The 12,299-nt window shown below is 51.2% G+C and carries 13 protein-coding genes; 4 read left to right on the forward strand and 9 right to left on the reverse strand.

The window, feature by feature from the left end; translation table 11 throughout:
* Positions 1–523 precede the first annotated feature (523 nt).
* The 3 genes from ACTHSA_RS02020 to ACTHSA_RS02030 form a co-directional block, all read right to left on the reverse strand.
* Positions 524–1,408: a lipid A biosynthesis lauroyl acyltransferase gene (locus ACTHSA_RS02020; protein ID WP_283122203.1), complete on the reverse strand. Its 885-nt coding sequence runs from the start codon at positions 1,406–1,408 to the stop codon at positions 524–526.
* A gap of 77 nt (positions 1,409–1,485) precedes the next feature.
* Positions 1,486–2,031, reverse strand: a complete 546-nt coding sequence (ruvC, locus tag ACTHSA_RS02025) for a crossover junction endodeoxyribonuclease RuvC (RefSeq protein WP_003684216.1) — start codon at positions 2,029–2,031, stop codon at positions 1,486–1,488.
* 9 nt (positions 2,032–2,040) lie between these two features.
* The gene (locus ACTHSA_RS02030) at positions 2,041–2,871 is read right to left on the reverse strand and encodes a carbon-nitrogen hydrolase family protein (protein ID WP_004520969.1); all 831 of its coding nucleotides are present in this window, start codon (positions 2,869–2,871) and stop codon (positions 2,041–2,043) included.
* Between the two features lie 94 nt (positions 2,872–2,965).
* Between ACTHSA_RS02030 and ACTHSA_RS02035 the strand changes: the two genes are divergently transcribed.
* From ACTHSA_RS02035 to ACTHSA_RS02050, 4 genes are all read left to right on the forward strand, one after another.
* Entirely contained in the window at positions 2,966–3,265 is a 300-nt protein-coding gene (locus ACTHSA_RS02035; RefSeq protein ID WP_004520970.1) for a porin, read from the forward strand.
* A gap of 301 nt (positions 3,266–3,566) precedes the next feature.
* Positions 3,567–3,761 carry a CsbD family protein gene (locus tag ACTHSA_RS02040; protein WP_004520971.1) on the forward strand — a complete coding sequence of 65 codons (195 nt, stop codon included), beginning with the start codon at positions 3,567–3,569 and terminating at the stop codon, positions 3,759–3,761.
* A gap of 71 nt (positions 3,762–3,832) precedes the next feature.
* Positions 3,833–3,991, forward strand: a complete 159-nt coding sequence (locus tag ACTHSA_RS02045; protein WP_039862543.1) for a DUF1328 domain-containing protein — start codon at positions 3,833–3,835, stop codon at positions 3,989–3,991.
* Positions 3,992–4,134: 143 nt separating this feature from the next.
* Positions 4,135–5,427, forward strand: a complete 1,293-nt coding sequence (locus ACTHSA_RS02050; RefSeq protein ID WP_004520973.1) for a valine--pyruvate transaminase — start codon at positions 4,135–4,137, stop codon at positions 5,425–5,427.
* A gap of 68 nt (positions 5,428–5,495) precedes the next feature.
* Here ACTHSA_RS02050 and ACTHSA_RS02055 read toward each other — a convergent pair whose 3' ends face one another.
* From ACTHSA_RS02055 to ACTHSA_RS02080, 6 genes are all read right to left on the reverse strand, one after another.
* Positions 5,496–6,254, reverse strand: coding sequence for an iron ABC transporter ATP-binding protein (locus ACTHSA_RS02055; RefSeq protein WP_039862545.1), 759 nt, complete (start codon positions 6,252–6,254; stop codon positions 5,496–5,498).
* An 81-nt stretch (positions 6,255–6,335) separates the two neighbouring features.
* Positions 6,336–6,962, reverse strand: a complete 627-nt coding sequence (locus tag ACTHSA_RS02060) for an FmdE family protein (RefSeq protein ID WP_004520976.1) — start codon at positions 6,960–6,962, stop codon at positions 6,336–6,338.
* A gap of 140 nt (positions 6,963–7,102) precedes the next feature.
* Positions 7,103–8,968 (reverse strand): acyltransferase family protein, encoded by a 1,866-nt coding sequence (locus tag ACTHSA_RS02065; RefSeq protein ID WP_049336907.1) that lies wholly within the window; start codon positions 8,966–8,968, stop codon positions 7,103–7,105.
* 142 nt (positions 8,969–9,110) lie between these two features.
* Positions 9,111–10,082 carry an iron chelate uptake ABC transporter family permease subunit gene (locus ACTHSA_RS02070; protein WP_049322652.1) on the reverse strand — a complete coding sequence of 324 codons (972 nt, stop codon included), beginning with the start codon at positions 10,080–10,082 and terminating at the stop codon, positions 9,111–9,113.
* Positions 10,072–11,040 (reverse strand): ABC transporter permease, encoded by a 969-nt coding sequence (locus tag ACTHSA_RS02075; protein ID WP_036472618.1) that lies wholly within the window; start codon positions 11,038–11,040, stop codon positions 10,072–10,074. Before ACTHSA_RS02075 ends, ACTHSA_RS02070 begins: the two co-directional genes overlap by 11 nt.
* A 230-nt stretch (positions 11,041–11,270) precedes the next feature.
* A complete protein-coding gene (locus ACTHSA_RS02080) occupies positions 11,271–12,233 on the reverse strand; it encodes a siderophore ABC transporter substrate-binding protein (protein ID WP_049322651.1) in 963 nt (320 codons plus the stop codon).
* Positions 12,234–12,299 lie beyond the last annotated feature (66 nt).

Below are 12,299 nucleotides of genomic sequence, written 5' to 3' on the forward strand. Positions count from 1 at the left end.
AAAGTATCTAAAACCAGCGAGGCCGTCTGAACGTTTTGTAATTTGATGTAGTGAAATTTACGCGAATTTTTACAGTTTGCCAAGTATTTTTTTCTGAAGGCTTGTTTTAGTATAAATTTCAGTTATTGTCATATTTTTGCAATTATATTTCATAATTGTTTTAAATTTAGATATTTATTTTGTTTTTTTAAATTTTAATTTAATTTTATTTCATATTTTGAATGATTAAAATGTATTTTTTTAGATGGACTGTTTTTTAATATATTGTTTTTAAAAGAAATTAAATTTAATATGTAAATGAAAAAAGTGTATTGGGACTGATGTTTTTCATTTGAGAAAAAATATAGGGTTGTTTGAAAGTTTCAATCACGATGAAAAAAGTTGTTTTTAAAGCATTTAAAGCGGAATATTATTTGATTGTTTAAAATCAAACATAAGTTTCGGTTTGATTCAATTAAAATGAAAAAGCGGCGAAAGAAGGATTTTGCCGCTTTTTGCATATTCAAATTGTAATTCAATGTAGTCAATAAAAGCTGCTTTCGCCTTCGGGACGGGTTTTGAAGCGTTTGTGCAGCCAGAAATATTGTTCGGGATGCTCGCGTACCCGCTCTTCGATGAAGTCGTTCATGCGCTGGGTATCGGCTTCGACATTTTCGGTCGGGAAATTGTCCCAAGCCGGATAGAAGCGCAGGGTTACGGTATTGTCAGCTTCGCGTGTGGGAATGGCGGGAATGATTTTGGCTTTGGTCATACCGGCGATGCGGCTGAGGCCGGTAATCGTGGCCGTCTGAATGCCGAAGAAATTGACGAAAATGGAATCGTTGCGGCCGAAGTCTTGGTCGGGCAGATAAAGAAAGGGCGCATCGCTTTTGCGCAGGTGTTTGATGATGGCGCGCAGGCCTTCTGTGCGGCCGATCAGGAAAACATTGTTGTAGCGGTGGCGGCCTTTCAGGATTTGCTCGTCCAGGGCTTTGTTTTTTTGGTGCGAATACATGCTGGTCAGCGGCACATCCTGATTGAGCGTGTAAACCGCCATTTCAAATGCGGTAAAGTGCGGATAGAGGATGATGACTTTTTCGCCGGCGGCGAGGGCTTCGTCAAGATGGTGTTTGTCTTGATAGCGTACCAACGAGCGCAGCTTATCCGCAGGCGCGTACCAGTAGAGGCCGTATTCGAGCATCAGCTTCGCCATGTGTTGGAAATGGCGTTTGAGCAGGGCAGTGCGCTGGCTGTCGTTTAGCTCGGGAAAGCATTTTTTGAGGTTTACCTCGCCGACTTTGCGGCGTGGTTTGACTGCGTAATAGGCGAGAATACCGATCGCGTCGGCAATCTTGTGCAACACGCAAAAAGGCAGCAGGCGGATGAGATAGAGAAAAAGGAAGGCGGCTTTCATGAAGGCTCGCTGTATGTGGGCAAAGGGCTATTATAACCGAAAGGCCGTCTGAAAACGGGCTGGAACATATTTCAGACGGCCTGAATGTCGGCCTACCATTGAAAACGGCCGCGCTTGACCTGCAAGCCGTCGGGGTTGAGTTGCGAAGCCAATCCGTGATTGCGCAGGGCGTGGGTGAGGGCGACGGCGAGTCCGTCGGCGGCATCGGCTTGCGGTGTACCTGAAAGTGCAAGCATTTGGACCACCATATGCTGCACCTGCTCTTTGGCGGCCTTACCCTTGCCAACCACCGCCTGCTTGACCTGAAGCGCGGTGTATTCAAACACGGGCAAATCGTGCATGACCAAAGCGGCAATCGCGGCACCGCGCGCCTGACCGAGCATTAACGTCGCGGCTGGGTTGACGTTGACGAACACTTGTTCGATGGCTGCCTGATGCGGCTGATAGTGGCGGATGATTTCATCGATATGGCGGACAATCACGGCGATGCGTTCGGAAAGCGACGCGCCGGTCGGCGTTTTGATACAGCCGGAAGCAACATAATGATGTTCGCGGCCGTGGACATCAATAACGCCGAAGCCGGTTACGCGACTGCCGGGGTCGATGCCGAGAATGCGTGTAGGTTGGAACTGGGACATAGTGCGTGTTTAAAGTAATCGGTGTTTCAGGGCAGGCAGGCGCGTGCGCACGCTTTGCAGTCGCGCGGTATCCAAATCGGCACAAATTACGCCTTCGCCTTCCGACAACGTCGCCAACACATCGCCCCAAGGGTCGATAATCATACTGTGGCCGAATGTGCGGCGGCCGCTTTCATGCAGTCCACCTTGTGCCGACGCGATGACGTAGCATTGGTTTTCCACTGCGCGGGCGCGCAGCAGCAATTCCCAATGCGCCTTGCCGGTCGTGTAGGTAAACGCGGCCGGCAACAGCAAAACATCAAACGGCTGCTGGGCGCGGAAAAACTCAGGAAAGCGCAAATCGTAGCAGACGCCGGCCGCCAGCGGAACATCGTCCACGCTCAATTTCGGCACATCGCTGCCTGCCAGTATCGTATCGGCTTCGGCGTAGCGTTCGCCCAAACCGGAAAAGCCGAAAAGGTGCATTTTGTGGTAAAGCCCGACTCGGTTGCCGTCGCGGTCATACACCAGCATCGTGTTCATCACCTTGCCCGCGTCTGGGCTTTGCAGCGGAACCGTACCGCCAAACAACACCACGCCGCATTCCCTTGCCGTTTCGCTTAAGGCCGTCTGAAAACGGGTGTCGCAGGTTTCGCCGACGCGTCCATCGTCCAAAGGCTCGGCAAATGCCAGCTTGTCCGTATCGTTTTTGCCCATCAGCGGCCAATATTCGGGCAGCAACACCCAATCCGCCCCTTGTTCGGCCGCCTCGCGGACAAGGCGTTTCATCGTGGCAATATTGGTTTCGGGGTTGGTGGACGACACCATTTGCACCGCGGCAGCGCGTAAAGAGTGCATCATCAAAACTCCTGTCAGATTTTGCAAGAATTGTAACTTGTTTACGCACAAGGCCGATACAATCGCCTCACAATTCCTCTCCAAAAAAGGATAAACCATGAACTTGAAACTTCTCCTCACTGCCGCACTTTCCACCGCCGCACTGGCCGCACATGCCGACGTACAGCTTTACGGCAGCATCAAAAGCGGCATCGAAACCTCGCAAACCCGTTTTGGCGGCCAAACATACAGCCGAACTGCCGTTGCCGACCAAGGCAGCCACATCGGTTTACGCGGCTCGCATCCGATTGGCGGCGGAACGAATTTTATTTGGGAAGTCGAACAAGACACACCGGTCGGCAAAAGCGGCTCCATCCGCCAAGACTGGCGCGAACGCCGAGATAATTTTGGCCGTTAAAGGAAAGATTGGATAGTAAAGGCCGTCTGAAAGATTTTCAGACGGCCTGTTTTTTATAGTGAGGTCGATTGATTTAAAGAATACACGTAAAAGGCGGTAATCAATAATATCTTAATATTTTCAAAATTTAACAATTTTATATAACTTATTGATTATTTATAAAATTAATAAAATATTGGGTAGCTGATTAAAAAATCAGCATTGGCATTGCTTGCAAATTAAAAAATTATCAAGTAAGGTTAAATGCAAGCGGTTTTATCAGTGAATTAAATATTAATCAATAAGATAGGATTATATAACTATGAATGAAGATATTATCAAAGGAAAATGGGAGCAACTTAAAGGTAAAGCCAAAGAAAAATGGGGCGAGCTGACAAACGACGATTTGGACATCATCGAAGGCAAGCGCGATCAGTTGGCTGGTAAAATCCAAGAGCGTTACGGTCGCACTAAAGATGAAGCTGAAAAAGAAATTGATGATTGGTTGAACAGCTAAGACCGTTGAATTTCATAATAAACGGTCGTATCCCCCTCGACCGTTTTATATTAAACCGAAAGGAAAAAATCATGCTTCATTATTCGATCGTTTTCTTTATAATCGCTATTATTGCAGCTGTATTAGGTTTCGGTGGTATTGCAGGTAGTGCGGCAGGCATAGCCAAAATTTTATTTGCCGGTTTCTTGATCTTGTCGGTGATATCACTGATTTTTGGCAGGAAGAAATAATACCTGTAAACCAATAAGGTTGTATCAAGCCACCATTCCGTCAAATAGGCCGTCTGAACAATCAGGATAACTGGTTTTCAGACGGCCTTTGTTCTTATAATAGCGGTTTATTGTTTCCACACACACCTAGCAACGGAGTTTCCATGCAGTTTTCAGCATTCGGTGAAAAATTCACACAACACAGCGGTATTTTGCAGTTGATGGACGATTTGGGCGATGCGCTCAAAAGTGACAAGCCCGTCAACATGCTTGGCGGCGGCAATCCGGCGAAGATTGCTGAAGTCAATGCGGTGTTCGCCGATGTGTTTTCTAAACTGGCGGCGGAACACGCTGTTGAGAATATCGGCAATTATTCCAATCCGCAGGGCGATGCGGCGCTGATTGCGGCTTTGACTGAGTTTCTCAACCGCGAATACGGCTGGAACCTGACGGCGGACAATATCGCGCTGACCAATGGTTCGCAAAACGCGTTTTTCTATTTGTTCAACCTGTTTGGCGGCAAATTCAATCTTTCAGACGGCCAAACGGCTGAGAAAGCCATTTTGTTGCCGCTTGCGCCTGAATATATCGGTTATGCCGACGTGCATGTCGAAGGGCAGCATTTTATTTCGGTGAAGCCGAAAATCGAAAATGTCGAACACGAAGGCGAAGCAGGCTTTTTCAAATACCGCGTGGACTTTGACGCGCTGGAGAGCCTGCCTGAATTGAAAGAGGGCAAAATTGGTGCGATTTGCTGTTCGCGCCCGACCAACCCGACCGGCAATGTGTTGACCGACGGAGAGATGGCGCGTTTGGACGCTTTGGCGCAGGAGCATGGGATTCCGCTGATTATCGACAACGCTTACGGAATGCCGTTCCCGAATATTACTTACAGTGATGTGACGCTCAACTGGCACGAAAACATCATCCTCTGCTTCAGCCTTTCTAAAATCGGCCTGCCCGGCGTGCGTACCGGCATTATTGTCGCTGCGCCGGAAGTGGTCAAAGCCGTCAGCAGTTTGAATGCGATTGTGAACCTGTCGCCTACGCGTTTCGGCGCGGCGATTGCGGCTCCGCTGTTAAACGACGGCCGTCTGAAACAGCTGGCCGACCAAGTGATTCAGCCGTTTTACCGTCGGCAGGCGCAAACGGCGGTTTCCCTGCTCAAACGCGAATTGGGCGCGTATCCGTTGAAAATCCACAAGCCTGAAGGTGCGATTTTCTTGTGGCTTTGGTTTGAAAACCTGCCTGTTTCGTCGCAAACCTTGTACGAAATGCTTAAAGCCGAAGGCACGCTGATTATTCCGGGCGAGCATTTCTTCGTCGGCATCGACACGCAGGATTACCCGCACGCCCGCGAGTGCATCCGCATGAGCATTGCGCAGGACGCGGAAACGCTGGAAAAAGGCATTGCCGCGATCGGTCGCGTGGTGCGCGGTTTGTATGATAAAAAATAAATGCTTTGAATAGGCAAAGGCCGTCTGAAACGTGGGTAATCAGGTTTCAGACGGCCTTTTTGTCGGATTTAGATATGGTGGATAACCAGTTTTTTGCCTTCGTAATCGAGGACGTTGACGTCCATATCGAATAAGGTTTTGATGTTTTCGGCGGTGAAAATATCGTTGGGCTTGCCCTGCATGGCGACTTGGCCGTTTTTCATGGCGACGACGTAATCGGCGTAGGCGGCGGCCTGGTTGATGTCGTGTAGGACGACGACGGTGGTGCGTTTGTGTTCGTCGGTCAGTCGGCGCAGGATTTGCATGAGGGAGCGGGCATGATACATGTCGAGGTTGTTCAGCGGTTCGTCCAGCAAAACGTAGTCGGTGCGCTGGCAGAACACCATGGCAATCATGGCGCGTTGGCGTTGGCCGCCGGAAAGCTCGGTCAGGTAGCGGTCGGCAAAGTCTTGCAGGTGGAACTCGGTGAGCGCTTCTTCGACGATGGTTTTATCCGTTTCAGACGGCCTGCCTTGGTGGTAGGGATAGCGGCCGAACATGAGCAGGTCGCGCACGGTAATGCGGCTCATGATGCTGTTTTCTTGGGTGAGGATGGAAAGCGTGCGGGCGAGTTCGGCGGTGGGGGTGGTTTTGATGTCTTTGCCTGCGTAGCTGATGTCGCCGCGTACCAAGGGCTGCAGGCGCGCCATAAAAGAGAGGAGGGTGGACTTGCCTGCGCCGTTCGGGCCGATCAGCGCGGTAATGCCGCCTTCGGGGATGTCGAGGCTGACGTCGTTGAGGATGGGGTTGCTGCCGATGGTGTGGCTGACGTTGCGGATGGTAATCATAGGCGGGTCCGAAAATGGGAAATTGGGGTTTCAGATGGCCTTGAGTTTTAAGGCCGTCTGAAACTTATTGATTATGACGTTTTAGATTTCGCTGACGGTGACAAATTCGGGATTGTCGGCTTGGTCGATCAGGAAGGCGCGGACGCGTTCTTGCCAAAGCTCGCCGAATTGTTTGAGTTCGTCGGTACTTGCGCTGCCGCTGACGGCTTTGGGCATGATGTCGCGCATTTGCGGCGCAAAGGGTTGGAGCGCGGCGTTGAGGCTGACGGCAACGGTTTTGCCGGTATCGCGGCGGCGGAGCGCGAGTGTGCCGTTGATTTCGCCTGCACCAAAGGACAAGAGGTGGCGGCGGGCAAAGCGTCCGGCTGGGCCTACGCCGCCAAAGCCGGTTTCGGGTGCCGCGCCGGTAAGGAGTTGGACGACGGAAGCGGTTACGCCGGTCGTGCCTTCGTCACGCTCGCCCTGCATAAAGGCTTCGATGTCGCCGCGTTGCGGCAGCTCTTCGCCGTAAAGGGCTTTCAGGCCTTTGACCACCATCAGGTAGGCACCGGCGACGGTCGGGCAGGAGTGGCCGCACAGGCGCACGGCATCGGCGTAGCGGTAAGTGAGGATGCCGTTTTCGGCCGCGCCGAGGAAGTCGGCCAATGCGTCTTGGACGGTAATGGTCGGGGCGTCATCGAAGAATGAAGGGAGGCGTTCTTGTGTCATGAGGGTTATCCTTTATGGGTTTGCTTAGGCCGCCTGAAGGTTTCAGACGGCCTGAAACCTTTGCGGCATACTGTTTGCTGCGCTTTGAGCGGCATTTGCATTCAGTATTGCGGCAAAGGTTTCGGACTGAAACTGCGGTGTTATTTTAGGAGTATTTTTTTGTCCTGTATAAATTTTTCCGCCAGTTTTGTCGCGCCGTGGGTGTTGAGGTGGTTGGTGTCGAAATATATCGGCAGGCCGTCTATGGTTTTGTCTGCCGGAATAGGCTCCATGATGTTGACCCAATGCACGGCAGGCCGCTGTTTGACTATGTTTTCTATGGTTTTTTCCGCTTCGGCGGAGCGGGCAATTTCCGCTTTTTTATGCTCGGAAACGTATTGCATATCGATGCCGAGACGCTGTTTCAGGTAGTAATGGCGCAGGGGCAGTTGCGCGTTCATCGGCGTGTCGGCAAAGACGTAAACCTGCTTGCTCTGTTGGATCAGGGTATCGAGCATTTTGCCGAAATGCTCCGTAAAACCGGGCTTGTCGGTATGCAGGAACCAACGTTGCGAGATAAAGACCACCGGATAGTTTTCGACCTTTTGTGCAATAAAGCGGTTGTAAGGGTTGCAACGGTTGGCACGGCGGTCGCTTTGCGGCAACATAAAACCGAAGGCAACGCCGCAGCTGTTGGACGAGATAATGTCGGCGGCAAAGCTTTCCTGTTTACCCACCATATCGATAAAGGGCGTCAGGTGGGCGGCGTGGGAGTCGCCCATCAGCAGGACTTTGCTGCTTTGGTTTTCTGCGCCGACCGCGCAGTCGGTTTTAGTCAAGGTATCCGCGCAGATTTTACTTTCGTCAACCGTATATAGGTTTGTCTCGTATGCGGCCGGTTTGGCAGTCAGCAGGTAGCCGGCGGCAGGAATCAGCAGGGCGAAATAGGCGGCGATGACCCTGATGAATTTCTTGGTGGTGAAATTCTTTATCCGTCGCGCCGGTGTTTCGACGAAGTAATAGGACAAAACAGACAAGCCGGACATCAGCACCACTGCCAATACAATCGCGGACATCGGCAAAGCGTTGTCCATGTAAACATAGCGCATGACGGCCAAGACCACCCAATGCCAGAGATACAGTGAATAGGAAATCAAACCGATAAACACAACGGGCTTGAGGCTCAACAGTTTGGCGGTATTGAAGCCACTTTGCGTTTGCAGGGTTTTGCCTGAGTAAATCAAGCCGCCAACCGCCGTACAGCACAGCAATCGTTCGATATTGCCTTCGCCGGGCAACACGCCGTAAGGAAGCAGTAGCATGGCGGCAATAACCGCCATCATCGCCCAGCCGACCAGAGGCGTGCTGAAACGGTCGTTGGTTTGGGAGGGCGGAATAAAGGCAAAAAGTGCGCCGATCAGCAGCTCATATGCGCGCACATAAGGCAGGAAATAAGGATCCATGCCGAAGGTGGGCAAAAAGACGGACAACAGGCTCAATACAATCAGCAAAAGGATGAATTGGCGGATGTTGCGCCCTTTGCTGAATCGGAAAAAAGCAGTCAGCAAAACTGGAAAAACAAAGTAAAACTGCTCTTCCAGCGATAAAGACCAAATGTGTTGCAAAGGTTTTTCCGCCGCGTCGGCATCAAAATAACCGCCGCGCCGTGCAAAAAACAGGTTAGCCGAAAACAGCAACGCAAACACTGCGGATTTGACGTATTGGCGCAGGTCAAACGACAAGAAAAAGATTGCGGCGGCCAAGCTTGTACACAGCAATACGCAGGAAAAAACAGGCAAAATGCGCTTCGCGCGGCGTTTGTAAAACTCTAAAAACGAAAAACTGCCGTTTTGCATTTCGCGGCTGATGATGGTGGTGATCAGGTAGCCGGACAGGACGAAAAACATATCCACGCCGAGAAAGCCGCCGGGCAGCCAAGCGGCATCAATGTGGAAAATAATGACAGCCAAGACTGCCAACGCCCGGATGCCGTCCAAGTCGGGACGGTATTTTAATGTCGTGCTCATTTTTTGTAATTCTAGTAAATCCAGTAATGTTTACTATGAGTACATGTCAGAAATTTAGTTTCATTTCAAGTACTAAATATTTTTTAAACATGGATTTCAGACGGCCTGAGTTTATTTTTGCGAGCGTTTGGGCTCGTTTAATTTATTTCTTTTTCAACACCAAATATAAAAATACCAATCCGCCTGCAAATTCGACGACCACGCTCAATACGGCCTGCATACCGAGGAAGTGCTCGAAGATAGTTTGCCCGCCGACCAACAGGATGCCGCCGACACAAAAAGTCATGGGTAGGCGGACGGAATGTTTCACCGACGGAGAAAAATGGTTGGCCAGCGCGGCAACCAGCAGGCCGAAAAAGCTTACCGGGCCGACAACGGCGGTCGCAGTTGCAACCAGTGCGGCGATCCACAACAGCAGCCATAAGGTATTGCGCGTGTAGTTGATGCCCAAATTAATGGCCTGATTGCGGCCGAGCAGGTAAACATCGAGGCGGTGGCGTTCGCGCCAGATTACGGCGGCGCTGATGAGCAACACGATTGCGCCGATACCCAACAATTCCGAGTGGACGGTATTGAAGGTGGCAAACATATTCGCCTGCGCGGCGGTAAATTCTTCGGGGTCAATCATGCGCGAAAGCAGCGATGACAGGCTGCGGAACAAAATCCCGAAAATCACGCCGATTAAAATCATGCGCGACAAATCGCGTCCGCCCTGTTTGATGAGTATGTAGAACAGCAGCAGCGAGCCGCCCATCATGACGACCAGTTCAAAGCCGAATTTGCCCGTCAACGGCAGGGAAGCATAGCCCACGCCGCCGAGCGTAAATACCAGCAAGGTCTGCAAAAACACATACAGCGAATCGAAACCCAAAATCGAAGGGGTCAGAATCGGATTGTTGGTCAGCGTTTGGAAGAGTTGAGTGGACACGCCGACTGCATAGGCAACCATCAGCAGTGCGGCAAGCTTGGTCAGGCGCAGATGCAAGACAAAGTCCCAATCGCCTTTGACGTTGAGCGTCATAAACAGAACGCAGGAAACCAGCAACAGCGCAAAGGCGACCCACAACGGACGGCTGCTTCCTGCCATAAAACCGATATTTTTTTCAGACGGCATGAGCAGGTTTCCTTAATAAAAGCCACAAAAACAAAGCCGTCCCCATTACGCCAAAAACCGTAGAGACCGGAATTTCAAACGGAAACACAATCACGCGTCCGACAATATCGCACAGCAACACCAAAGACGCGCCCAGCAAGGCTACCGCAGGCAGGCTTTGGCGCAGTTTGTCGCCCATCAGGCGGCTGATGATGTTCGGCACGACTAGGCCGATAAACGGAATATTGCCGACCGTCACGACCACCAAAGACGTAATCAGCGCCACAATAATCAGCCCCGACCACAGAATCGCCGTCCGGTTCAGTCCCAAGTTCACGCTCACCGTTTCGCCCAAACCCAAAATCGTTAGCTGGTCGGCAATCAAATAGGCAAACAAAGCCAAAATCCCCGTTGCCCACAACAATTCATACCGCCCGAGCAACACGCCGGAAAAATCGCCCTGTTGCCACACGCCGAGCATTTGCAGCATTTCGTTTTCATACGCGATAAAGGTGGCCACCGCCTCAATCACACCGCCGAAAATAATCCCGACCAAAGGCACCATCAGTTGCGCGGTCGGCGGCAGGCGGCGGATCAGCAGCATAAAGACCAACATCCCGATCAGCGCAGCAACGGCGGCAACCGACATTTTTGCCAGCAGTGGCGCAGCCGGAAGCAGCAGGGTCATCAACAGCAAACCCAAAGCCGCGCTTTGGCTTGCGCCCACCATCGACGGTTCGACAAAACGGTTGCGCATCAAAATCTGCATAATCATGCCGGCTACCGCCATCGACGCACCCGTCAGCACAATCGCAAACGTGCGCGGCAGGCGGCTGATGAACATAACCTGCTGGCTGTCGGATAGCGAAAACAGGGCGGACCATTTGAATTCGGCCACGCCGACCGACAGGCTGACGGCAAACAATATCAGCAGCGCCACACCGTTGACCGCATTTAAAAATGAAGGTTTGTGAAACATAAAATGGTTCGGAAAAAATAAGGCCGTCTGAAAGAAGGGTTAAGGTATTTGGGAAAAAAGCAGGTTCGCCCATCATAAAAAACAGATGCAAGCAAGCAAAAATTGTCCATTTGCACCATGTATTTTCAGACGGCCTAAATCCAATGACTTCAGGTCAAGCAGCTTGACTCTGTGAATCATCAAACCCTTCGGGCCGTCTGAAAGAAGCGGGCGGCTATACCCACGCCGAATTACTTGGCCGCATTAAACGCATCGCTTACCTGTTTGGAAGCATTCAGCAATTCTTGTGCGCCGCCGGCTGCCAGATAGGTTTCCGGCACGAGGTACACGACTTGGCCTTTTTTCCATGCAGTTGTTTCGGCAACCAAAGGATTGTCCAACACATCTTTCGCAGCCTGACCTTCTTCACCGATGGCCGCACCGCGGTCCAAAACAAACAGCCAATCAGGGTTTTTCTCTTTCAGGTATTCAAAGCTGATAGGCTGGCCGTGGCTGCCTTCTTTAATCGATTCATCGACAGCGGGAACGCCGATGTCTTTGTGCAGCCAACCGCCCAAACGGGAAGAAGGGCCGAAAGCCGACATCTTGCCGCCGTTGACCAAAATCACCAAACCCTTGCCTTTGCCTTGAGCAGCGGTTTTCGCCGCTTCAAACGAAGCATCGATTTCCGCTTTCAGCTTGTCGGCTTCCGCCTGTTTGCCGAAGATTTGCCCCAGCGCGTCGATGCGCTCTTTTGAGCTTTCTTTCAGATTGGCGGTTTCGGCGGTCATCTCGATGGTCGGCGCAATGGCGTTCAACTTGTCAAACGCTTTGGCTGCGCGGCTGCCGATGATGATGAGCTGCGGTTTGTAGGCGTTAAGCGCTTCGTAGTCAGGCTCAAACAGCGTACCGGCAGGTTTCGTGGTTTTGAAATATTCGTCCAAATAAGGCAGCCGGTTTTTATCGACGGACAAACCGGTTTTCACGCCCAATTTGTTTAAAGTGTCGAGCATGCCCAAATCGTAAACGGCGATACGCTCCGGATTTTGCGGCACTTTCGCGTCGCCGCGCGTGGTTTTCACCGTCAGGCTTGCGCCTTCGGTTTGGGCGGCAGAAGCGGAAGCAGTTTGTGCCTGATTGGAAGCAGAATCTTTCGGCGAACACGCACCCAAAGCGAGGGTGCAGCATACGGCTAAAGCGGTCAAACGTAACATAGAGGTTCTCCGTGGTCGGAAATAAAGCAAATAGAAATGATAACTTGTATCGGATTATAAAGCTAG

It is taken from the genome of Neisseria sp. P0008.S002 (assembly GCF_051962805.1).
Lineage (GTDB): Bacteria > Pseudomonadota > Gammaproteobacteria > Burkholderiales > Neisseriaceae > Neisseria > Neisseria perflava.